This is a genomic window from Maricurvus nonylphenolicus (assembly GCF_042854845.1).
Classification (GTDB): Bacteria; Pseudomonadota; Gammaproteobacteria; order Pseudomonadales; family Cellvibrionaceae; genus Maricurvus; species Maricurvus nonylphenolicus.
The window spans coordinates 5,371,270-5,395,265 of the sequence record NZ_AP031498.1; the positions used below are offsets into that span (position 1 = coordinate 5,371,270).

Genomic DNA, 23,996 nt, shown 5'->3' on the forward strand with positions numbered 1-23,996 from the left:
GTTATTTGGCAATTGCGAAGGTAATCTTGTTACGCACACCAGGTACTTCAACTGGCTCACCATCAATTACGCGAGGCTTATACTTAAACTTCAGCGCAGCTTTCATGGCAGCACGGTTGAAGACATTAGGTGGCTGAGCCTCTACCACAACCGGGTCACGGACAGAGCCGTTAGTGGTTACGGTGAACTCAACGATTACCCAACCTTCAATACCACGTGATAACGCACGGCGTGGATACTGTGGCTGTACCTTAACAATAGGCAGGTACTCACCATCGCCACCACCAAAACCAACACCTTTAACATTCAGGTTTGGATTGATACGAGGGGCCGCCATGTTCATGGCATCCGGAGATACGTCTGGAGTATCAAACTCCGGCTCTGGCATCTCGGGAGGTGGCTCCTCCGGGTCTTCCGGCTTATCCGGTTTCGCCGTGTCGTATTGAGTTTCAATTGCGCGCTCGGGCATATGGATATCAGCAACCTTCTTCTGCTCAACCTCTTCAGGTGCGCGACGGTCCGCTTCAATCAACGAGTGCATTAAAAATAACAGGCCAAAGGTAACGGCTACCGCCAGTACCCCCGCCAATCCTAATCGTGCAACATTCATACGCTAGTTATTCTCCGTTGCCACAGAAACGTCAAGAACACCGGCCTCGCGTGCCGCATCGGCAATCTTGGTCATGGTCTCAACGTTTGCTTTATTGTCGGCTTGAATAACCAAAGCCCCTTTCGGGTTTTCGGCGTGCAGTCGCTCGATGTGGGCGCGAATCGCGCGCACGTCAACACGACGCTTATCAATCCAGACTTCGTTATTGGAGTTAATAGCTACCAGAATATTGGCGTTCTTTTTCAATTCGGCCGTATTCGCCTCAGGGCGATTAACCTCAACGCCAGCCTCTTTAATGAATGAAGCAGTCACAATAAAGAAGATCAACATGATAAATACCACGTCGAGCATCGGCGTTAAGTCAATCGCGCCTGATTCTTCTTCGCTTTTATTGGTTCTTCTGCCCATGGTCAGTCTCTTGTTTACCGGTTAAACACACAACCGGTGAATACTTTGATCCTGGGTTGTGAGCTAAAGTTCACAACCCAGAGGCCTTAATGGTCCATTGTCAAATGATCTTCAAGCAGCTGATTTTCACGTTCGGCGATACGGGTAATGTATGTGTTACCAAATACACCAGACAGTGCCGCAACCATACCCGCCATTGTCGGGATTGTTGCTTTAGACACACCGCCTGCCATGGATTTGGCATCACCACCACCGGTAACGGCAAGTACGTTAAACACTTCGATCATGCCCCATACGGTACCCAGCAGACCAAACAGTGGAGCAAGCATCACCAGAGTGGCGACCATGTCCAGGTTTGAATTTACCTTTTCGGATACCCGAGAGATCAATGCGTAGCGAACTTGGTGGGCATTCCAGGATTTACGCTCTTTACGAGACTCCCAGTTATCTAAGGCACCCTGAACATCTTTCTTCAGGCCGCCTTTGAAATACCACAAACGCTCAAAAATCAGTGTCCACATGACAAAGGTCAGGATGGCGATTAACGTTAGTACCTCGCCACCCGCATCCATAAAGGCTTTAATGGCTTCTAGTGAGTCCATCAATGCCGTCATGTGCTATCTCCTATTTACCCTCAGCGTTTTCGGCGATGATACCAGCGCTCTGCTCTTCCAGAATGTGGAGAACACGCTTGGCACGGCCGTTAACGAGGGTGTGCATCAATACAGTTGGGATGGCTACAACCAGACCCAGAACTGTGGTTACCAGAGCACCGGAGATACCACCGGCCATTGCCTTCGGATCGCCCGCACCAAAGATGGTGATAGCTTGGAAGGTAATGATCATACCGGTTACAGTACCCAGCAGACCCAGCAGCGGAGCTACCGCAGCAATGATCTTCAGCAGGTTGAGACCGGACTCAATAGCAGGACGCTCTTTCAGCACTGCTTCTTCCAGTTTCAACTCCAGGGTTTCACCGTCGAGACCTGGGTTGTCCTCAGCAACTTTGAGGATACGACCCAGTGGGTTGTTGGTATTGGCTTTGTCAGACTTCAGCTGCGAGCTTACCTTGCCGCTGATACCGGCCAATACGATGAAGCGGAAGATCGCTAACAGCATAGCGAAAGCACCTACCGCAGTAATGATGTAGCCTACCAGGCCACCTTGATGCCAGCGCTCTTCCAGAGAAGGGCTGTTGATCAGGGCCGCCAGGAAAGAACCACCGGAAGGACCAGTCGGGTCAATACCTACACGGGTAAAGCCGTCGGTGGAAGCTTCCAGAGCGCTAGCAGCAGACAGGAACTCTGCACCAGGCTGACGAGTCAATTCGATCATCTTCTCGCCTTTGGTTTGGAACTCCAGGTAGTTACCGTCGGACAACAGGTTGAAGTTACCGATACGCACAACGTCTTGAGTCAGTTGCTCGCCGTTTGGCTTGATAACGGTACCGGAGAACTTAACAACCTTGCTACCTTCAACAGTCTCACGCTGCAGTTCGTACCACAGACGCTCGATCTCTTCGATGGTTGGCAGCTGGGTAGCGCTGTTCATTTTTTCGATCAGCTCATCCAGGAAAGCCGCACGACCAGGGATCTGGGCACTAACAATAGAGGTACTCAGGTTGGAACGCAGGTCGCCCGCAGTAGACGTCAGGTGACCGAACAGCTCTTTCAGAGAACCCAGACGCTCTTGCAGTTGAGCACGCTTGGCGTTTACGTCCAGTTCTTGCTGTTCGTATTTCTTTTCCAGGCGAGCAGAACGGGCTTCTTCGTTCTTCTTGGTTTGCTTGGCTTTGTTCAGCAGAGACTGTTGGTTAGCCTTCTGACGACGGAACTCAGCTTCACGCTGCTTGTGCTCTTTGGTCTCAGCAATTTTGCTCTGCTTAACCATGTTCAGCAGTTGATCCAAAGACTTGGCTTTTTCTTCAGCTACGGCAGGTGCCATAACGCTGACAGACAGCAGGCCAGCAGTGGCTACGGCCAGGCATTTTTTTGCGAAATTCATTTTCATTGCGCGGCCTCCGGAGCCAGAATCGGCAACTTCATAATATCGATGGAAGCTTGTTTCTTAGCGATACGAATGCCTTTCAGGATGGAGCTGCGGTATTCAGCAGCGTCCAGCTCGGCCCAACCGCCTTGACGCTTGTCCCAAACACCAGACAGTTTGGTGTCGGTAGTTTGATACATCAGGGCCACACGACCAACGCGCAGGATGTTCACTTCGCGCTCTTGACCACCGATGTTCAGAGTATCTTTATAGGTATCGATCTTACGACCGTACTCAGACTCAATTTTGTAGGCTTCCAGAACCTGACGGAATTTCTCGGCAACGGAAATATCAGCACGCTCTTGGTTGTTGCGCAGCATTTCTACACGCTCACGACGCTCTTCCAGATGGAAAGGTACGTCCAGTGCTACAAACTGCTCCAGGCCATCCAGCATACGCAGGATCAGTGGCTGGATTTGACGCTCCATGACAGTTACCTGCTCGATGGAGTTTTCCAGTTGCTTGATCACTTCCAGTTGGTTAGCGATCTGCTTCTCCAGCTGGGTGTTATATACACGCAAGCCTTCGATTTGCTTGTTCACGGTTTTGAATTCTTGCAACAAGCTAGAAGTCTGGTCAGCAATCTTGTCGATTTTTTGCTGAGACACTTGTGCTGCTTTGGTTTTGGCTTGACCAACCTGCAGAATGGAATTCAACGTTTGGTCTGCCTGCGCCACGCTACCTACTAGCGCGCCAGCAGAAAGCACGGTGGACAGGGCCACGGCCTTTAATCGCTGCTTTTTCATTATTTCCCCCAGTGTGGGTACCTACAATCAACTCTTACGGCATCAATTTTCGTTTGATCGACCTGACTACAAAACCGATTAAACGAAAGAAGGCGCCGCCTTATTTTTCTATAAATCACCGGTTGCCGGTAATTTTGAACGCGTCATTTAATACCAGCAGCTGCAAACATTCAACGGTTAAGACCTGTGTCCTTGACATTACTTTACTTTGTGTAGATAGGTATCACCAAAGGTAACATTCGCGCCAAAAGATTCGGGGATATGCGTAACAAAAGGGCCAATAACGCCCTATTAAGGGCATTTTTGCACCATCAGGGGGATCCCCCAAAAGGGTGACAAACAAGTGTTTTCAGTTAACTTTTCGTAACACGATCGTAGACAAAAAAGCTATAGTCGAAGGGGTTTTTGGCGCATGCGGTATGGCGCTCGGCACTCACTTGCTGCCAGTCAGAGGCGGTCAATTCGGGGAAATGGGCGTCGCCCTCCACCTCGCCGTGAACGCGGGTCAGATAGAGGCGATCGGCCTGATCAAATAGCATACGGTAGATTTCAGCACCGCCAATCACCATAACCTCTTCTACCCCCGCCTCTTCTGCCACGCGGCGAGCGGCGGCCAGGGCATCCTCAACGGTAGAAACAATGGTCACAGCCTCGCGGTGCTCAGGCGCCACCTGCCACTCGGCATTGCGGGTAATAACGATATTGGGACGCCCTGGTAGCGGCCGGCCAATGGAATCGTAGGTCTTACGGCCCATGACGATGGGCTTACCCATAGTGGTCGCCTTGAAGTACTTCAGATCGTTAGGCAAGTGCCAGGGCAGGTCGTTATCGCGACCGATCACATGGTTTTCCGCCGCAGCCACAATCATTGCCAAGCGCATATTACTTCCTTTATTTAGTTAAACAGCAAAGGGGTAGGCAATAGCCGGGTGGTGCTCATAGCCTTCAACACTGAAATCATCAATGGTGACCCAGGTTTCCACGTCCTCGAAGCTCTTGATCTCGGGGTTAATGTGGAAGCTTGGAGACTCAAAGGGCTCGCGCTTCAGCTGCACATCGCGCATCAGTTCCAGCTGATCTTCGTAGATATGGGCATTAACTATTTTGTGGTAGGCCTTGCCCGGCTTCAGACCGGTGATCTGGGCCATCAGCGCCAGCAATACAAAACACTGCACCTGGTTAAAATTTAACCCCAGCGGCACATCACAGCTGCGCTGGTAACTGGTGAGGTAGAGCTTGCCACCCAGGATAGAGAAGGTGTGGGTGTGCATGCAGGGGCGCAGGCAACCCAGGTGGAATTCGCCTGGGTTGTAGAAGGTCAGAATCTCGCCGCGATCATCGATACCTTGACTTAAGTTATCCACAATCTTGCGTAACTGGTCGACAGTGGTGCCTTCTGGAGTCATCCAGGCGCGGCCCTGAACACCGTAAACACGACCCATATCATCCTCGCCCTTGCGAGCCGGATTATTGAGCCAGGCCTGATTCTCATTAGCGTTGGCATTCCAGGTATTACAACCAATCTCGCGGAACTGGGCAGCATTGTCATAACCACGCAGGTAACCCAGCAGCTCGGCAATCGCCGCTTTCCAGAAGGATTTGCGGGTGGTGATCAGCGGAAACTGATTGTTTTCCACATCGTACTCAAGATTGGCATCAATCACGGTCAGGCAGCGCTTGCCGGTCCGCTCGTTTTCGACCCACTCGCCCTCATCGACGATACGCTGGCAAAGATCCAAATACTGTTTCATCTAATTCTCTAACTATCTATATGCCTTAGTCGTAAACCAAAGCACTAACCATTACTTTCGGCGGGCTGCTCACGCCTAATCAGCTGGCGCAGCTCGGCACGATAAACCCACAACATCAGACCAATGCCAAAGCCAATCATCGGCAGGCTTAACAGCTGGCCACGGGTCATCCAACCCAACACATCAAAGCCGATATGTGAATCCGGCTCACGCACAAATTCAACGATAAAGCGGAAACTGCCGTAGCAAATCAGGAACAGCGCACTGACGGCACCGCGTGGTTTTGGTTTGGCCGAAAACCACAACAACACTACAAACAGCACCAAGCCCTCGAGAAAGGCTTGATACAGCTGCGACGGATGACGCACCAGACCCAGCGGATCACGGGGGAATACCATGCCCCAGGAAACATCGGTCGCACGGCCCCACAATTCCTGGCCAATAAAGTTACCCAGGCGGCCAAAGCCCAAACCTAAAGGCACCATAGGCGCGACAAAATCCGCCACGCCCAAAAACGGCCGCTTGATCTTGCGGCTATAAAGCCACAGCGCCACAACCACACCCAGCATGCCGCCATGGAACGACATGCCGCCTTCCCACACCCGGAATAACCACAGGGGATCTAGCAGGAAACGGTCGAAGTAGTAAAACAGCACATAACCGCAGCGACCACCGATAATCACCCCCATCGCGCCATAGACCACCAGGTCTTCGATCTGGGCTTTACTGATAACGCTGTTGGGCTGCTTGCTGCGTTTTACCGCGACCAACCAGGCACCTAAAAAGCCCAGCAGGTACATAATGCCATACCAGTGGACCTCTAAAGGCCCCAGGGTTTTACCGGCCAGCTCAAACGGGCCTAACGACAGCAATACAGGATCTATCTCGGGATAAGTCAGCATGAGTTACTACAGCATCCGTTTTAAAGTTATAACGTTCCTAACCAGCTTTGATCATACCACTGACAAGCAACTGCGCGCCCACCAGCATTAAAAATACCGCAAAACCGCGCTTTAACAGAGCCGCCGGCAGACGATGGGCCAACTGCGCGCCCACCTTGGCCATAGGTGCACTGCACACCACCATACCCAGAAAGGCCGGCCAGTAAACATAACCCGTGGTCCATTCTGGCAGAGCCGCCTGGCCCCAGCCCTGCCACATAAAGGTCGCCGCTCCAACAATGGCGATAGGTAATCCCAGCGCGGCTGATGTGGCCACCGCACGTTGCATGACTACGCCACAGAAACTAAAAAAGGGAACCGACAGGGAGCCACCACCAATACCAAACAGGGCCGAAGCCCAGCCGATAATACCACCGGCCAATACACGCCCCGGCCTGCCGGGCAAGCTGGCCCTATCAGCCGGCGCTGGGCGCAACATCAGAATGGCTACAAAGATCGCAAAGCCACCAAAAGCCATCTGCAGGTGCAAGCCCGCCATAGCCGCTGCAGTCTTACCGCCCAACCAGCTGCCAATCAAAATGCCAGGCACAATGGTCATAGCCAGTGGCCAATCCACCGCACCTTTGCTGTGGTGGGTACGCACTGAAGAAATCGAGGTAACGACAATGGCCATCAGTGATGTACCCACCGCCATATGGGTCAGCACATCCGTCGGCATACCCAACGCTGAAAAGGTATAGATCATGGCCGGCACCATAATCACGCCACCACCCAGGCCAAACAACCCGGCAATCAGGCCCGCCAGGGCGCCTACGGCGGCATAGATCAATAGCAACGTCATGAACAGCCCTTTAAAAAGCTCTTGAAAAAAGAGCCGCCATTATCCCGTTTCAGCGCTAAAAGAACACCCCCGACACAGTTAAAAGCTACCATCTTGCGCCAAGCATTATCACTTTACTGCGCATATCTAGCGTAGCCATTCTGCCAACTGGTATCGTCAAACCGTCTTTCTCAGGAGCACATTCAAGAGGTATCCCCATGAGACCAGTACTCACAATGTTTGAACAAATGGGCAGCGAGCCGTTTTCACAAGCTGTTGGCCAAATGGCCCCCTATTTCGCTTCAATTGATCCCGAGGTCACCGAACTAAAAGAAGGTTACTGCTGTGCCTTGCTGAAGAATCAGCCCAAAGTTCACAACCACTTGGCCACTGTCCATGCGATTGCCATGTGCAACGCTGCAGAACTGGTTGCTGGCCTTACCACCGACGCCTCTATCAGTGAAGATGCCCAATGGATTCCACAGGCAATGAGCGTTAAGTATTTGGCAAAAGCCAAAACCGATCTCACTGTCATCTGTGATGCTAAAGATGTTGATTTCTCTCAGGCTGGAGAAATTCTTGTCCCAGTGTCAGCTGTTGATACGGACGGCAAGGAATGCTTCTCTGCGCAAATCACCATGAACGTGAAAAACCCATAACCCCTCTCTGTACAATTCGACTATCCATCGAATCGAACTTGTCCCCGCGACTTTCTGCGGGGGATTTTTTATGAAGAAGCAACAACCGATAATTGGATCGCGGGGTTTTGGGCGTAATCTTTCGGCGTGACGCCAAACCAGATTTTGAATGCACGGTGAAATGCACTCACTTCGGAATAACCCAACGCCTTAGAAATCTCGACCACCGAAAGCTCACCCCTGACAATCAACAATAAGGCACGCTCTTTTACCACTTCTTCTTTCAGCTGTCTGAAACTGGATTTTTCATCGGCCAAAATACGCTGCAGTCTGCGCTTGCTGAGCTTGAGCTGGTCAGCCACCTTGTCGGTATTAGCTCGCTGATATCCCTGCTCAACAATAATCGCTTTGATAGATTCCAAAACATCGACACCTGATTTTTGCTGTAACAGCAACTCATCGGCATAAGCCTTGTTAATTTGATAAAGATGAGCATCGGAGCCAGGGATATCATCATCCAGATTTCGCACTGAAAACCAGATGCTATAAGGCGGGACATCGACACACTCAACGCCATAACGCATAATCGATGCTAAAAGCTCTACATCAATTCCCTTTGGCAACGTGAGCTTTTCAATTGCATTTTTCTCCACTCCCATATAACGACTCATAGCAGACAGCTGAACCATCAGAGACACGATATGCTGAGGACTTTCTTTAATTGGGCTTCGAATGGGGATTAATTTAAGGACGACATAATTTGGATCAGCGTCATCCAGCTCAAATTTAACCGCCGTACTGATTAAACTGGTATAACGGGCAATATCTTCCAGCGACTTACGGCCGGTAGGGCTATGCATCAATATAGGGGTCAACACCCCCATACCTTTTAGGTTTAAATTTTTACCGACGTTGTAACCTAGAAGAGGATCACCGGACAAGACTTCTGCCTTGTGCCAAATTTGCCGCAGCAGCGTGACATTTATCCGCTGCCCCTGGCGAATAGACTGAATATCTAACTCGGGTAACTCACTGGCTAGACGCTCCAAGCTCACACCAAGCTGAGACAGCTGGTTGAGCAAACCATTACTCCACGTATTGGCTGTTAAATAGGGCTTCATGTAGTTTTCCTGACAATGCAATCCGTCAATGGCATTACGGCGAAGTCTGTTACGATTATCCAGACACACTTAAGCATAGATTAAAACCGAAACACAAAACCCACAATTTAAAAATTAGTATTTGTAATACACCATCTGACTGGTTGTCGCCAACAGATGGCCATCTTGGCTCCAGAGCTCTCCTGTTTGATCGAAATAGCCCTGACTGTATTTACCCGCTCGAGCATGGGCTAACAGCCAGGCACTTGGCAGGGATTCCAAATCAGCCTTGGATGCATGGAAATGAATAGTCAAACTCACCGTACCTATTGGCGCAAATGTCCGCTCGCGAATAAACAATCGAGGAAAGAATGAGTCACACATTGCGGTCAGCGACAGAAAGTCCAATTTGCGATACGGTTTATCCGCAATCCATGCAAGAGATTCTGATGTCGGCCCACCGTCGTCAACAGGCTCTTCAAACAGGTTACCCTTCACAAATCGCATATCATAGCGTTTTGCCCATTCCATAAGTTGCTCTTCCGGTATACTGGACAACTGCTCTAGGGGTGGGGCCTGTGGACACGGGATTTCAGTGCTGTTCCAGGTTTCCCTGCGATTAGCAAGCACAAGTGTTGCAGAAAGAATTGCCTCACCTTCAGCAGACGCGTCGATACACCAATGCGCGTTGCTGCGGTTTTGTTTTATCAGGCGCGGCTTGATGATAATGTCAGACGCTGTTATTGCACCTATATAATTTACCGTCAACGCAACAGGATCACCTACAGCTTCACTATGGGTCATCACGGCCTTCAGTAACGTTGCCGCCGTCACGCCACCAAAAGGCCCAACCATATTGTTATAAGCAGGACTTAACTGATTTGTTCGTGATTCCTGAGGACCAGCTAAAACAATGGCCTGGTCAAAATCATGGATTTTCATATTGAGTACACCTTGTAAAATCTCAATGAGTAATGACAATCGGCCTTAAGCTATAGCCGTAATGTTTGCCGGCACAAACTTATGCAATGGCGTACCCACAAATCTGTCACGGTGCTTATGGCCCGTCAGCTTGTTGGCGAATACACCTGGCCGTACAGTTTCGCCATCATCTGTTTTAAAGGTAAGACCCTGACCATTGGGGATCGACAAGGTACCTGGCTTCATACGGTCATCAAACGCCAGATCCACTGCTTCTTGACCGTGCTCCGTTTTCAACATCACTTTAATGCCTTCTTCCAATCCCAGCTTTTCCGCATCACCCGGGTGTATTGTTAAGGCGAAAGGAATCTTGCCTTTAATCCAATTAGGATCTCGAATAATGGTATTCGCCGTATAGGCTCGACGCGCGCCGGCCACCAAGGCAAATGGATACTCTTCGCTTGTATCAACCAATGGCTGCAGATGTTGTAATGTTTGCAGCTCTTCGAGCATTTCTTTCATATTCAACTGCAATTTATTGTCTGGATATGGAATACGAGAAAAGCTTTCCTCTGCCTCTGTGCGGGTAATGATGGCCCCCGACGGAGAGTCCATCAGAGCGTTATATAATTCTGTGCCCATATCATCAGAGGTGTACCCTGCAGCCGCAACTTCTTTCGGATTTCTCATCGTCAGCGCTTGGGTTAAACCCCAGACCACAGCCGAGACGTCTTGACCTTCTGGCAACTCTGGCCCCAATGTTCGGTACAACACATAAGCGACCATGTCCTTCACTTTAGGGTTCAGTAATGCCTGCTCAAAAAATGCATTGCGGTATACATCGATGCCTTGTGGAGCAGCCTCTTTCAGTGGAGCCAACTCATCAGCGTCAAAGATATCCATAGCCTCAATCAGCCTGGCGACAATTTCTGCCTCAGGCAGTGTGCCAGGCGCAGGATCAAATAAAGGCTTTCGTACATGGAAGAAATTATCTGGCACACGCATTGGGAAAAACGTGGCTTCATAGCGCTCATACTGTGTGCATGCAGGCAAGACATAATCACTTTGGTAGGCTGTTTCTGTCATGGCCACATCAATCACCACACTCAGCTCCAGGGCGCGAATGGCTTCTGCCATTAAGTCAGCTTCTGGTAGTGAATGTACGGGGTTGGAACTCATGATAATCGCTGCCCGAAAACGATCCTCGTGGTCAGTCAAGATTTCTTCCGGGAAAGCAGTACAAGGGTAGAGGCCAGTAACAATAGGACTACGCGTAACCGGAGAGTACTCCATGTTGATTTCTTCACCCTGCTCATTGGTAGGGCGATACTCGAATGGCAGCAACTCCACCATCGGCGTGTTGGCCAACATGGTACCCGGCTTACCGTAGTTACCATTAAGGAACATGGTCATAAAATTCAGATAGCTCACCAAGGTAGAATGCGGAGCCATCTGGATACCAATATCTTCTTCCAATACAACAGATTCTGCTGCACTAATCACATTGGCAGTTTCTTTAATTAACTCGAGATCCACACCACAGAATTCCGCATAATCAGCAACGGGAACTTCCTTTAGCAATTTGATGAGATCTTCGTAACCATGGGTATGGCTTTCCAACCAATCCATAGGCAGTTCTTGCTCTTGAACAATGTGACCAAGGATTGCACTTAAACACCAGGCGTCGCGACCAGGCTTCACCGCCAGATGAATATCGGAGAAATCAGCTGTTTCAGTGCGACGCGGATCCATAACAATTAGCTTGCGTGCAGGGTCCTTACTGATCTCACGCAAAAAGGTTCTGCCACGGTCAATGCCGTTACTCATAAACGGGTTTTTGCCGACAAACATCACCACGTCCGCCCGCTCAATATCGTAGAAGGCACTGGTGCCAATAACGCGTCCAAGCACCCAGGCAATACCGGTTTTTTCCTGCGCCAACGGGCCAGATCTGTATTTGATTCCGAGCCCGTTTATCAATGAACGACCATAGGCACCACAAAGATGGTTACCCTGTCCACCACCACCATAAAAAGTAATGCGCTCGCCACCATGGGTAGCTTTTATATGGCTCAACTTTTCTGCAATCTCAGTAATTGCCGTATCCCAGCTGATCTCTTCATAGCTTCCATCTGCTCGACGACGCATAGGTGATGTCAATCGATTGGGATTATTCTGGTAGTAATTAATACGTGTGGCCTTGTTACAGATATAACCTTCTGAAGCGGGATGCGCTTTGTCACCCATGACCTTGACGATGTCGCGTCCGTTTTCGCCACCTAACTGAACGTTAATACCGCAATTAACAAAACAAAGGTTACATGCCGTACTGTGAAATTGCTGATCGGATTTGGCCATGTTTAACTCTCTAAAATTGATATATCTGTAAGGTGCTATCTACATACTGCTGCCCTACAAAGTAATACGATCTCAAAAGTGAAACACTGATACTTGATGCCAAAGGGCATCATATTGTGACAGTCACCCTAGGCAGCCCCTGCCCTGGCATCTTTGCGCAAAAGCTCGTAAAGTTCTCACACCCTCTGTTGTAGATGTTGCTATGTGCCTGATTCTGTTTGCCTACCGCGTACACCCTCAATATCCATTAGTGGTTGCCGCCAATCGCGATGAGTTTTTTGACCGCCCAACCCAGGCCGCCCACTTCTGGGAAGATGCGCCACAGGTACTGGCAGGTAAGGATCTACAGGCACAGGGCACCTGGATGGGCATTACCCGCCAGGGCCGCTTTGCGGCGGTGACTAACTACCGCCAGGGCGGCACGCCACAGGACAGACCGGGCTCTCGAGGTGATTTAACCCGCCACTTTTTAACCGGCGAGGAAAGCAGCGAAACATACCTCAGCCGCGTCGCCGACCAGGCTGATCACTACAACGGCTTTAACCTACTGACAGGTGATATCCACAAGCTGGGTTATCTCTCCCATCAGGGCCACAAAATCGATGATCTGGCCCCCGGTGTCTATGGCTTAAGCAATGCGCTGCTCGATACTCCCTGGCCCAAGGTGCAGAGTGGCAAATCCCAACTGGCGAGCCTGCTGGCAACGGATGTCACACCTGCACGTCTTTTTGAAGTACTGGGGGATGCGAGCCAGGCCCCCGATGAACAGCTGCCGGAAACCGGCGTGGGCATTGAATTCGAGCGCATGCTGTCATCACGCTACATCCACAGCCCTGACAGCAATTTCAACTATGGCACCCGCACCTCCACCGTGTTGCTTGTTGATCACGAGCAGCAGGTGACCTTTTCTGAGCGCAGCTTTAATGGTGAACGCGAGGAAATCGACCATCAGGTCTTTCAGTTTGCCTTGGAAGGCAGCCCGGTAATGCATAGTTAAAACTTATCGATATAGAAAACACCATATCTCTATAAATTTTCTATAAGCCGCGTAGAAAGCGTGCGCAATTACACAGAACAATGAATTTGTTGCCATACTGAAAAAACTTGGCCCTTTTATTGTTAGTTTGTGAGTTGCCTTTTCAGTATGCGCAGTAGCCTTCACCCTCGCTTTCAGCCCCAAGCCCCCAAGCGTAAACGCCATACCCTGTTGGTGTGTTTGCTGGCTGTCTGCTGCTCTGGAGCCTTTTACTACGTTTACCAGGCCAACACACTGCTCACCCCGATACTGCCTCCCTTGGCCGCCCAGAACCATTTACAGCGCTGGCTGCAAAGTGACTTTGGCGACCTGGAAAGGCGCGAACCGCTCTACCACCCGCAAACCGTCGCCAAAATTTACCACCGCACCGGTTATAAGATGCTGTGGCTAAAGAACTATGAGCTGGCCGAAAGCGGCAAACTGTTAATGCAGCATTTGCAGGAAACCAGCGCCGACCAACGCCTGGATTACCAATACCACCTGACTTATATGCAGCACCGACTCTACAACCTGCCGTCGCTACCAAGAGACGCCACTGCACTGGACATCCTGTTGACTGATGCCTTTGTTTCCTACGCCGATGACGTATTTAGCGAAAAGCTGTTTGCCGATAACATCCCACCCCTGCGAAACGGTCTGCGCCCGGTGGCCTATAGCCCCGACGGTTTTGAGGCGCACGAATTCCAGGTCGACCACAACAATATCGTCAACCTGTTGGAAGATAACGCCTCGCCCTGGAAACTGACCCAGGTGCTCAACAATATGAGCCCCGAGCACGACGAGTATCTGCGCCTGCGCCAGGCACTGGTGTTCTACCAGCAACTAAGCCAGAACATGGAGTGGCGACCGCTGGCCAAAGGCCCCCGCCTGAAACAGGGGCAACGCCACCCGCAGGTTGCCCAACTACGCACTCTACTCAGCTTATATGGGGACTACCCGGTACCTAAGGACTCACTTATTGACTGGTTCGATCGCAAACCTGAACCACCGGAAGACCCGCAATTACTTGATGCCGACCTGGCTGCCAGTCTTATTCACTTCCAACAACGCCACGGCAGCAAAACTACCGGCACCCTGGATAAAGCCACCCGCAAGCACCTGAATGTCAGCCCCAGCTTCCGGGTCAAACAGATCGCCCTCAATATGAAACGCTGGCGCCAACTACCGCGAGATTTGGGTGAGCGCTACATCTGGGTCAATCTGATGGATTACCACCTGCAGCTCATTAACGACGATGATGTAGAACTGGAAATGAAAGTGATCGTCGGTAAATCCTATCGCCAGACCCCGCCGCTGCAGGAGGCCATGAACACCCTGGTACTCAACCCAGTGTGGAATGTGCCTCGCAAGATTACCCTCTACGATATTCTGCCCAAGGCCCGTAAAGACCCCAACTACCTGACCGAACGCAAAATTCACGTCCTGGAAAGCTGGGCCAACCCGGTGCGCATTCCCATTGAGGAGATCGACTGGGCCAACGCCACGCCACGTAACTTCCCCTATCGCCTGCAGCAGGAAGCCGGTGATATGAACGCCCTGGGTAGCGTCAAGTTTGTCCTACCCAACGACAAATCCATTTACCTGCACGACACCAGCCAGCCAGAACTATTTGATCGTCACAAGCGTGCGCTCAGCTCCGGCTGTATTCGGTTGGAAAAACCCATGGACCTGGCCCGCGCACTGCTGAAAAACAAGCGTGGTTGGAGCGACAAACGTATCGAAGAGGAGCTGGCCCAGGGCGAAACTCGCTACGTGAAATTGCCACAAACCGTGCCCACCTATTTGACCTACTGGACCAGCTGGGTCGACGACAAAGGCATTATTCAATTCCGCGACGACGTCTATAAGCGCGACCATATCCCCCAGCAAGCTGGCAGCGAACTTGAGAAGCTGATTCTCTAATCCATTTCATAGCAATAGCTGGATAATTTCTGTACATGCGGGAGCCTTCTCTGCATAATGCAGCCAAACAAAACGAGCGCGATAAAGCGACTCAATAACAACAAGAGCCTTATAAGGCTTGGGCTATAGCGTTTGTAGGGATTTACTTCGGGCATGCAACACTCACGTCGCCAGTTTCTAACAATAGGTGCCGGCCTCATTTCCGCGGCTGCATCATCTCAGGCATTCTCTGCACCACTCAAAGGTGTCCAGCCGGAGCGCACGCTACAACTGCGCAACCTGCATACCGACGAAGTTATTCGGGCGACCTATTGGGAAAAAGGCCAGTACCAACTCGACAGCCTGGATGAAATCAACCGGGTACTGCGCGATCACCGCGCCAACGCCGTGACCCATATCGACCCCATCCTGCTCGACCAGCTACACAGCCTGCAAAACAGCCTGGGTCACCGGGGTGAGCTGCATATTATCTCTGCCTATCGCTCGCCCGAGACCAACGCCAAGTTGCTGCAACAGGGCCACAAGGTTGCCAAGCGCAGTTTCCATATGCAGGGCCGTGCCATCGACATTCGCGTACCCGGCGTACACCTGCGCACCACCCAAAAAGCAGCACTGGCCATGAAAGCTGGCGGTGTAGGCTATTATCCAAGAAGCGGATTTATTCATCTGGACACCGGACGCGTCCGTCGCTGGGGTTAAGGTTTGCAACCCCGGCGCAAGATTACTTTCACCAAGACGCGCCATACGTGACATCAACTGACAAGCTGCAAGCGCCCGCCTTTGAATGGGCTTTTCTTTCCCCTCGTAACTGGATCCTATGGTTGTGGTTTGCTGTGCTATGGCTGATCACCCGCCTGCCATTCCCTGTGGTTTATCATTTTGGTCGCGGCTTTGGTTTATTGGTGATGCACCTGGCGCCCAAACGCCGCGCCATTGCAGCACGCAACCTTGAACTTTGCTTTCCGGAAAAAACAGATACCGAGCGGGAACACATTCTGCGCGAGAGCTTTGCCGGCGCCGGCCTGACAATTTTTGAATCTGGCCTGGTATGGTGGCCCTATAAAAAGTTTGCCTCGCGGGTAGAGATTAACGGCATTGAACATATTCAACGCCTGCGCGAAGCGGGCAAACCGGTGCTGGCCTTTAGCTTACACAACACACCGATTGAAGCCTGCCTGTCTGCGTTATCGTTTCACGCCCCGTTCAACGCCCTGTTTCGCGTCCACGACAATCCGCTGTGGGAATATATTTCTTACCGAGGACGCACCCGTTACAACTTACAACTGGTGCCGCGCAAGCAAGTCAAACAACTACTGGCATTAATGAACGAGAGAGAAGTCGGCTTAATTCTTCCCGACCAGGATTTTGGTAAACGCCGCAGTATCTTTGTGCCCTTCTTTGACATTCAAACCGCAACGGTTCCTTCCGTTACCGACTTTGCTCGCCAAACCGATGCTGCCGTGGTGTTTATTAACTATTATCGCAAAGGGCCGCAAGGCTACGGCGTAGAGATTTCTGCACCGCTGGAGAACTTTCCCTCCGGGGATGAGCAGGCGGATACGGCTCGCACCAATCAAATTACAGAAGAGGCTATTCGCCAACACCCGGGGGAATATTTGTGGCATCACCGGCGGTTTAAAACAAGACCGGAAGGGGAAGAAAGAATTTACTAAAGATTAGGATTACTGGTGGGGTCTGACCCAGTGGGTCAGACCCCAGTTTTATATCAGCTTTCAGCAGCAACAAGATTTAAATCGCCACTCTTAGCTTCTTGCTTTTGATTACGCAATAGATCACCCGGCAACTTGGCCGCACCAATAAAGAAACAAGTCGCGGACAACAGAGCAACCAATGAAGTAATGGCCAACGAATATCGCAAAGAATCCACACCATAAGTCGGCGCTAATAGATCACTCACAACACCTACAAATAACGGCCCCAGTCCAAGACCAACCAAATTGAGTATCAAAAATAGCACGGCCGACCCCATTGCACGCATTGCAGGCGACAACAAGGTATGGGTGATAGCAATGGTTGGCCCTAAATAGAAAGCACCGCTCATGGTTGCCAAAAATAGGAACGCTAATGCGTACTGGCTTTGACCACTAAATACCGCCGACAACATAAATGGCAAAGAAATTAAACCAGGGATAGCGCATACCCATAAGTACCAGCGTTTGTCTTTAGCGCCCAACTTATCAGCAAAGTAACCACCCAAAAAGGTTCCTACTGCACCGCCGATACCGGTAATCAATGCCAGACTGCTACCCACTTCCAAACTGTCAAAACCAAAGTTGCGAATCAAAAAGCTCGGCATAAAGTTACCCGTGCCGTAACTCACAAAAGCGTTTAGCCCTGCACCCAAGGCAAAAAACTTAAACGACTTTAGCGCCATTAACACGCCGATGGTTTCTTTAAACGTCGTTTTCGGCGCGTCAGCCACATCACCGCTGTCACACTGGCCACGCTTGGGCTCACGAATGGTGTACTTCACCAACAGGGCAACCAGCAAACCTGGCAGCCCCACCACAAAAAATGCCACACGCCAGCCGAAGGTGTGATTGATCCAGCCACCGATCAAAAAGCCCAATAAAATACCGATATAGACACCGGTAGAATAAAACGATAGCGCCGTACCGCGCTCTTCTGGAGGGTAGTAATCAGAAATAATGGAATGCGCGGGAGGACTACCACCAGCCTCACCAACACCAACGCCTATACGCGCCAATAGCAGCTGAGTGTAATTCTGTGCCAAACCACACAGCGCGGTCATACCACTCCACACCGCAACGGCCAGCGAGATAATGTTCTTGCGGTTACCCACATCAGCCCAACGGGCAATGGGAATACCCACAGAAACATAGAAGATGGCAAAGGCAAATCCGGTCAGCAAACCCAGTTGCGTATCAGACAACCCCATATCCGCCTTGATCGACTCCTGCAAAATCACCAGGATTTGCCGATCAATAAAATTGATGGCATAGACCAGGGTTAACAAAACCAAAACATAACGCCGGTAATTGGGAGAATAGGGCGACGTATTTTCGGCGGAGGGTGACGCGTCATTAGCTGACATAAACTCTCTCCTTATCATTATTGTTAGAGCAACATAACAGAAGAGAAGCGTGCTAGAAAAGCTTTATTCGCTACAACCTTAGCAATATAGACTCTGTGAATACCAAGCGATAGGCGGCATTTATACCACCTGCTCAAAATCAACGGAAATTCACAATCTTGAGATCAGTAACGAGAAAAATGAATAGCGCTTAAGGGGTATCCTTGTCACGTATTGGCTTGAAAGATACTTCGTAATTATCTTTGAGCGCTTTCACACTGCCGATAATCATAGCCACCGTAATATCTTCTACGGTTTGCCTATCGGCTTTTTTCTCATCGAGATAATTACCCGCCGCATCCGGCAAACCAAAGGAGATATCCGTGGCAGGCACAGCTATTGACATAGGAATATCAAAAACACGATGCACTATTTCTGCCAGGTATTGTACGGACGCATCACGCCCGTAATCTGTTATTGCGCCACCCCCAGAAACACTGGGTTCTGACTGTAAGCGGTAGATCAACAAACCACGCTGCTCGATATGCGCCAAGTACTCGCGGGTAATACCACGCACCATTTGCTCAAAGGTTTCTGCACGCAATGATGCCCGTGTTTGCTTGCGACGCAACTCTTGCAACTCTCTTTGCAAGAGTGCCTTAAGAAGCTCAGTGTTACTGGGGAAATAGGAATACACCAGTGACTTACTGATACCCGCTTCCTTGCCAACCCGCTCCATACTCACAGCCGCCACCCCTTCGGAGGAGACAATCGCCGCCGCGTGATCAAGAATCTCGGCAATACGTGCTTCAGGCGACAGACGGGTACGGGTTTTCTTGGTGGTTTCCATATCTACTTCAAGCAATTAATTTAAGAGCAACAACTTTACAGCTAAAAATGTCATTTGAGCGATCAATCTTACCACACAGGCACAACTTAGCACTCACTATCACACAGGAACTGGCGCAGCAGCCGATTCACCTGCTGTGGGTGCGACAGGTTAGGTTTATGCCCCGCCCCGGCAATCACTTCAATAGTGAGATCGGAGACATAACCCGGCAGCGTCTCTAAAAACTCGGGGACAAAGGTTTTATCTTTTTCGCCCCATACCAACAGCGATGGCACCCTGACTACAGGATTAGAACGCGGCCAGTAATCCTCCACACTTATATGGTCTACCTTTGGCACATTGGCCCGATACCAATTAATGCCTCCAGCTACCGCGCCAGGCACAGCCAGAGCCTGGCGGAACAATTCTCCCTCCCTCTGGGTTAGGAACTCTCTGCCAACAGCTTTCTGATAAGCCGACCGCCATATCAAATAGGCATCCCCAGCAGTCAACATATATTCCACTACAGGCTGCTTGAGTACTTCCACATAGGTTGATGCTTTTTGTTGTTGCTTGTTTTCACGCAACAAATCGAGAAACAAATTATAGGGCGGTGCATTAAGCACAATCAGTTTGTGCAAGCGCTGAGGGTATTGCTGGGCATAGGACCAAGCCAACGCCCCACCCCAATCGTGGCCGATCAAAATAAAGGGCTCATCTCCAGCCAACTGCTGCGCCAGCAAATCAAGCCCTTCGGCAAGCCTGCCAATATCGTAGGCCCAAAGTTGTTGCGGCTTATCCGACAGGTTAGCCCCCAGCCCATCCAATGCCACCACCCGGTAGGATTCAGACAAAGCCGCTATCTGGTTTTTCCACACATACCAAAAACCGGGAAAGCCATGATGCATAATCACCAGAGGACCTTCACCCGCCGTTACATAGTGCAACCGCCGACCAGCAACCTGGGCATAACCCTCGGTCAACATCGGCGACGAAGGGTACAACTGGCTATAAACCTTTACCGCTTCACTGGCCGCATGACTCAAACCACCAAAGCACAATGCAACAAGCGACAGGATAACACGCACCACCACTGAGCCACCCAACTACATCGGATGAATGGTATGACCACCATCCATCACCAAGGCATGACCGGTCATAAAATCGCTGTGCTTGGAGGCCAAAAATACAGCCACGCCTTCCAGGTCTTCTGCTTGCGCGCGACGCGGTAAACAGGAGCGACGCTTACAAGCATCTTTAAATGCCTGCGGCGTTTCCACGACAAAATCCGTTTCTACATATCCCGGCAACAGTGCATTAACCTGAATATTGTTAGGCCCTAACTCGACCGCCAGTGAACGTGCCAAACCAACCACCGCCGCCTTGGTTGTCGCATAGGAAGCCCCAAAACCCGTTCCCATTAATGCGGCAGCCGATGATGTCACCACCAATTTTCCGGGCGATTGTGTCTCCAATAAATAACTGATTACAGGCTTAAAGGTATTAACAACACTGTTTACATTAAGGTCGATTACCTGATTCCAGCTTTCCTCGCTGGTTTGATGCAGGTAACCACGCACACCCGACCCTCCGGCGTTAGCAAAACACGAATCCACTCTGCCAAAGCGGCTTAGCGTATGATCAAACGCCCGTCGCACCTCATCCACATTCGTCACATCTACCTCGAACGCTTCCGCGTCAACGCCCAAGGCGCGTAGCTCTGCGACCGCAGTAGCATTCTTCTCTGTATTCCTGCCCCACACGGCAACACTAGCGCCTGCCCTGGCAAGCCCCCTGCCGAACGCCAAGCCAATACCGCCATTTCCCCCGGTAACTATCGCTACATGCCCTACTAACTCAAACATCCACTCAACTCCTGAACACACCGAGGCATCTCACTCAGCACTATTGAACATAAATACAATAAAGCAGAAAAACCTATTAAGATAACCGCGCTTTATACCCCAACATTCACCAAAATTATAACTAACTAATCTTTTAAGCAGTGTAAAAATCAGTTTTACTGCTAAAGCAACTGACTAACCGTCAGCAATGATAAAAAATAACTAAACTCAGCGTCAACAGTAAAAAAATACTGTAAAACCCATATAGACAAGGCAATAGCCAATCAAATCAAGCGCTTACACGGCTATAAACTGTAGAATTTATCGAATAAAAATCTTCCTCACCCCAAATTTAGTGACGATTATTACAATAAGGCTTGACGCCTTGTCGTGAAATCTCTAATTTAGTGATCATAAAAACAACACATAACAATATTGGAGAGGGTGGAAATGCAATTTTCTAAAAACAAACTGTGTCTGGCACTGCTGGCAGCGACGACTGCTTCGGTGAATACCCAAGCGCAAAACACGGACTTTATGCTGGAAGAAATTATTGTTACGGCAGAAAAACGTGAGACCAATCTGCAAGATACTGCCATCGCCGTAACGGCACTGGATGCCGGCATGCTGGAGCGTTCTAAAATCGAGGACTCTCTGGATTTACAATTTGCCGTTCCTAACTTAATGATCGGCCAAAACACAAACCCCACCCTGCGCGGTGTGGGACAAAGTGTGCTGGGCGGTGGTGCCGACCCTGCGGTTAGCTCGTCATTCAACAGCATGCCGATTGCCCCCACCGGTGAAAACTACGACCTGGAGCGTATCGAAATTTTGCGCGGCCCACAGGGCACCCTGTTCGGACGCAACACCACCGGTGGCGTCATCAATACCATTTCCGCCAAACCCACCGATGCTTTTGAACTGAACTTAAGCGCTCAAGTCGCCAACTTTGGCTCAATTCGGACCAAAGGCGCACTTAACCTCCCGATTACCGACAGCATTACCCAGCGTTTTGCCTTCAATACAGTAAGGCGCGACGGTTACACCGAAAATGAATTTAACAACACCGATATCGATGGTCGCGATGAGTATTCGATTCGCAGTACCACACGGTTTGAATTCGGCGATAGCGCTGATGCCACACTCATCGTGCAGCATTTCAAAGAAGACAGTGATCGCCAGTCTGCGGTAAAAGTTGCCTGTAAACCTGACCCGACGATTGGCTGTGCACCGGATACCGGCACCACCATTGGTTATCCCGCTGATTATCCCGGCAGCGCCGAAGCCACAGGGATTGCATTAGGTCTTATCAAAGCAGACCGCTATGCCAATAACCCTAACCCTAAGGATTTACGCACCGTCAGTATAGATACCGACCCCACGTTCGACGTTGAGGAAACCTTTGCGTCACTGGAAGTGAATTTTAACCTCGCCGACGACCTGACCCTGACATCAACGACGGCTTATAAAGACAACAAGACCGATCAATTCCGCGATTTTGATCTGGCAGCCGCCCCCGATGCATTTAATACAACAATCTTTACACCAAACGGCGAACTGACATATTTTTACGACGGCGAATTGCAAAGCCGCAGTGACTATTCCCCCACCCAGCGCAACCATCGGGATCTGGAAGAGTTCTCCCAAGAGTTCCGTATTGCCTCTGACTTTGAAGGGCCGCTGAACTTCCTCGCCGGTGTATCTTATACCGAGTCTGAGTCGTATTTCTGGGGCGCGAGTTATATACCCGCTATGCACACCCCCGTCGCTAACGCCCTAAATCCCGCCCTTCCCACGATAACTGGCGGCTTTACCAATGAAATTGATTTTAAAAGTGAATCGCGGGCCATCTTTGGTGAACTCTATTACGACCTCACCGAAGACCTGACCCTGACGGCAGGTCTGCGTTACACCAAAGACAAAAAACGCTCCACCTCTGGCGCCAACAGCCTGGGCCTGGTGACCAACTTTGTTGAAGCCAAAGGCGACTGGGAAGAAGTGACCGGTAAGCTCAACCTAAACTGGAACGTGGATTTGGCCTTTACCGATGACACCATGGTTTATGCCACCTTATCCCGTGGTTATAAAGGTGGCGGTTTAAACCCAGGCAACGGTCAGCTGCCAACCTTTGAACCGGAATTTATCGATGCCCTCGAAATTGGCACCAAAAACACGCTACTTGATCATCGTATGCAGCTAAATGCCGCCGCGTTTTATTATGATTACAGCGATTATCAGGTTGGTGGTTTGATTAACGGTGTCGGCGTCAACTTCAATGCCGAGAAGGTGAAAGTTCAAGGTCTGGAACTGGAAGGTGTCTATCTGGTGACAGAAAACCTGATGGTTAATGCCAGCGCCTCGTTCCTTGATACTGAAATTGTCTCTTCCGACCCACTGCCCAATACGTCCTTGGGCAGCGTTGGCGGCCTCCCCATCACCGAGGACGTTGAAGGTAATGACCTACCCAACGCCCCTCAAATGTCCTTTAACGTTGGCGCTCAGTATACCCAGAACCTCAATGACCAGATGGAACTGCGTTATCGCCTGGATTACTACTGGCAGGATCAATATCAGGGCCGTGAATTCAATAATTATACCTATGACTCCTGGGAACGTGTGGATGCCTACCTGACACTCAGCGAATCACAAGGCCGCTGGGAAGTGGGCGCATTTGTTAAGAACATTACCGATGATGAGGGTGTCACCGGCGGCAGCGCCGAAGCCAGCCTGGTGGGTTTGTTCCGTAAACTGCGCTTACTGGATCCACGCACCTACGGTGTTGAGTTCACCTATCACTGGGACTAAGTCGTTTTTTAAGTATCTCCGAGGTTATCTCACAAGGCATCTCGTTTGCCACTTGACCGACTGTGCTGCAGTCGGTCCTTTTTGTTTTAGCGATGCAGGATTTTTTTATGTTTCGTAGCTTATTCACCGGTCTTCTTATCCTGACCTTAATCAATGGGCGTCTACGGCGTGACTTACATCAGCTGACCCAAAACGTCGCCGCACAACTAACATAGAATTCAGGTC

General features: G+C 50.5%; 22 protein-coding genes. 6 read left to right on the forward strand and 16 right to left on the reverse strand.

The genetic code is table 11. The features are described from left to right. Position 1: 1 nt before the first annotated feature. The 9 genes from ACGHZ6_RS23310 to ACGHZ6_RS23350 all read right to left on the reverse strand — a co-directional run bounded on the left by ACGHZ6_RS23310 (position 2) and on the right by ACGHZ6_RS23350 (position 7,304). Positions 2-610, reverse strand: a complete 609-nt coding sequence (locus tag ACGHZ6_RS23310; RefSeq protein WP_390616466.1) for an energy transducer TonB — start codon at positions 608-610, stop codon at positions 2-4. 3 nt (positions 611-613) lie between these two features. After that, the gene (locus ACGHZ6_RS23315) at positions 614-1,018 is read right to left on the reverse strand and encodes an ExbD/TolR family protein (RefSeq protein ID WP_390616467.1); all 405 of its coding nucleotides are present in this window, start codon (positions 1,016-1,018) and stop codon (positions 614-616) included. An 86-nt stretch (positions 1,019-1,104) separates the two neighbouring features. Then, on the reverse strand, positions 1,105-1,632 hold the full coding sequence (locus ACGHZ6_RS23320; protein WP_390616468.1) for a MotA/TolQ/ExbB proton channel family protein: 528 nt from the start codon (positions 1,630-1,632) through the stop codon (positions 1,105-1,107). A 10-nt stretch (positions 1,633-1,642) separates the two neighbouring features. Continuing rightward, positions 1,643-3,028, reverse strand: a complete 1,386-nt coding sequence (locus ACGHZ6_RS23325) for a MotA/TolQ/ExbB proton channel family protein (protein ID WP_390616469.1) — start codon at positions 3,026-3,028, stop codon at positions 1,643-1,645. Continuing rightward, the gene (locus ACGHZ6_RS23330; RefSeq protein ID WP_390616470.1) at positions 3,025-3,810 is read right to left on the reverse strand and encodes a DUF3450 domain-containing protein; all 786 of its coding nucleotides are present in this window, start codon (positions 3,808-3,810) and stop codon (positions 3,025-3,027) included. Before ACGHZ6_RS23330 ends, ACGHZ6_RS23325 begins: the two co-directional genes overlap by 4 nt. A 353-nt stretch (positions 3,811-4,163) precedes the next feature. Further along, positions 4,164-4,691, reverse strand: a complete 528-nt coding sequence (gene folA, locus ACGHZ6_RS23335; RefSeq protein WP_390616471.1) for a type 3 dihydrofolate reductase — start codon at positions 4,689-4,691, stop codon at positions 4,164-4,166. 18 nt (positions 4,692-4,709) lie between these two features. Then, complete coding sequence (locus tag ACGHZ6_RS23340) at positions 4,710-5,561, reverse strand: thymidylate synthase (protein WP_390616472.1); 852 nt, start codon at positions 5,559-5,561, stop codon at positions 4,710-4,712. A 44-nt stretch (positions 5,562-5,605) separates the two neighbouring features. Continuing rightward, complete coding sequence (gene lgt / locus ACGHZ6_RS23345) at positions 5,606-6,463, reverse strand: prolipoprotein diacylglyceryl transferase (protein WP_390616473.1); 858 nt, start codon at positions 6,461-6,463, stop codon at positions 5,606-5,608. 37 nt (positions 6,464-6,500) lie between these two features. Continuing rightward, complete coding sequence (locus ACGHZ6_RS23350) at positions 6,501-7,304, reverse strand: sulfite exporter TauE/SafE family protein (protein ID WP_390616475.1); 804 nt, start codon at positions 7,302-7,304, stop codon at positions 6,501-6,503. Positions 7,305-7,501: 197 nt separating this feature from the next. Here ACGHZ6_RS23350 and ACGHZ6_RS23355 point away from each other — a divergent pair, with 197 nt between their 5' ends. After that, the gene (locus ACGHZ6_RS23355; protein WP_390616476.1) at positions 7,502-7,942 is read left to right on the forward strand and encodes a hotdog fold domain-containing protein; all 441 of its coding nucleotides are present in this window, start codon (positions 7,502-7,504) and stop codon (positions 7,940-7,942) included. A gap of 68 nt (positions 7,943-8,010) precedes the next feature. Here the strand turns inward: ACGHZ6_RS23355 and ACGHZ6_RS23360 are convergent, their stop codons facing one another. The 3 genes from ACGHZ6_RS23360 to ACGHZ6_RS23370 all read right to left on the reverse strand — a co-directional run bounded on the left by ACGHZ6_RS23360 (position 8,011) and on the right by ACGHZ6_RS23370 (position 12,300). Beyond that, positions 8,011-9,042: a helix-turn-helix domain-containing protein gene (locus tag ACGHZ6_RS23360; RefSeq protein WP_390616477.1), complete on the reverse strand. Its 1,032-nt coding sequence runs from the start codon at positions 9,040-9,042 to the stop codon at positions 8,011-8,013. A gap of 114 nt (positions 9,043-9,156) precedes the next feature. Beyond that, on the reverse strand, positions 9,157-9,963 hold the full coding sequence (locus ACGHZ6_RS23365; protein WP_390616478.1) for an acyl-CoA thioesterase: 807 nt from the start codon (positions 9,961-9,963) through the stop codon (positions 9,157-9,159). Positions 9,964-10,008: 45 nt separating this feature from the next. Further along, positions 10,009-12,300, reverse strand: coding sequence for a molybdopterin-dependent oxidoreductase (locus tag ACGHZ6_RS23370; protein WP_390616479.1), 2,292 nt, complete (start codon positions 12,298-12,300; stop codon positions 10,009-10,011). A 202-nt stretch (positions 12,301-12,502) separates the two neighbouring features. On the opposite strand from ACGHZ6_RS23370, the gene ACGHZ6_RS23375 reads away from it, so the two are divergent. From ACGHZ6_RS23375 to lpxL, 4 genes are all read left to right on the forward strand, one after another. Then, the gene (locus tag ACGHZ6_RS23375; RefSeq protein ID WP_390616480.1) at positions 12,503-13,297 is read left to right on the forward strand and encodes an NRDE family protein; all 795 of its coding nucleotides are present in this window, start codon (positions 12,503-12,505) and stop codon (positions 13,295-13,297) included. A gap of 147 nt (positions 13,298-13,444) precedes the next feature. Then, the gene (locus ACGHZ6_RS23380; RefSeq protein ID WP_390616481.1) at positions 13,445-15,238 is read left to right on the forward strand and encodes a murein L,D-transpeptidase; all 1,794 of its coding nucleotides are present in this window, start codon (positions 13,445-13,447) and stop codon (positions 15,236-15,238) included. A gap of 153 nt (positions 15,239-15,391) precedes the next feature. Beyond that, positions 15,392-15,937, forward strand: a complete 546-nt coding sequence (locus tag ACGHZ6_RS23385; protein ID WP_390616482.1) for a DUF882 domain-containing protein — start codon at positions 15,392-15,394, stop codon at positions 15,935-15,937. A 47-nt stretch (positions 15,938-15,984) separates the two neighbouring features. Then, entirely contained in the window at positions 15,985-16,911 is a 927-nt protein-coding gene (lpxL, locus tag ACGHZ6_RS23390; protein ID WP_390616483.1) for an LpxL/LpxP family Kdo(2)-lipid IV(A) lauroyl/palmitoleoyl acyltransferase, read from the forward strand. Between the two features lie 53 nt (positions 16,912-16,964). On the opposite strand, the gene ACGHZ6_RS23395 is transcribed toward lpxL, so the two are convergent. The 4 genes from ACGHZ6_RS23395 to ACGHZ6_RS23410 all read right to left on the reverse strand — a co-directional run bounded on the left by ACGHZ6_RS23395 (position 16,965) and on the right by ACGHZ6_RS23410 (position 20,987). Next, positions 16,965-18,314 (reverse strand): spinster family MFS transporter, encoded by a 1,350-nt coding sequence (locus tag ACGHZ6_RS23395; RefSeq protein ID WP_390616484.1) that lies wholly within the window; start codon positions 18,312-18,314, stop codon positions 16,965-16,967. Between the two features lie 190 nt (positions 18,315-18,504). After that, positions 18,505-19,143, reverse strand: coding sequence for a TetR/AcrR family transcriptional regulator (locus ACGHZ6_RS23400; protein ID WP_390616485.1), 639 nt, complete (start codon positions 19,141-19,143; stop codon positions 18,505-18,507). A gap of 86 nt (positions 19,144-19,229) precedes the next feature. Then, positions 19,230-20,216, reverse strand: a complete 987-nt coding sequence (locus ACGHZ6_RS23405) for an alpha/beta fold hydrolase (protein ID WP_390616486.1) — start codon at positions 20,214-20,216, stop codon at positions 19,230-19,232. 12 nt (positions 20,217-20,228) lie between these two features. Beyond that, a complete protein-coding gene (locus tag ACGHZ6_RS23410; protein WP_390616487.1) occupies positions 20,229-20,987 on the reverse strand; it encodes an SDR family NAD(P)-dependent oxidoreductase in 759 nt (252 codons plus the stop codon). 429 nt (positions 20,988-21,416) lie between these two features. Here ACGHZ6_RS23410 and ACGHZ6_RS23415 point away from each other — a divergent pair, with 429 nt between their 5' ends. Then, complete coding sequence (locus ACGHZ6_RS23415; protein WP_390616488.1) at positions 21,417-23,771, forward strand: TonB-dependent receptor; 2,355 nt, start codon at positions 21,417-21,419, stop codon at positions 23,769-23,771. The last annotated feature ends 225 nt before the right edge of the window (positions 23,772-23,996 follow it).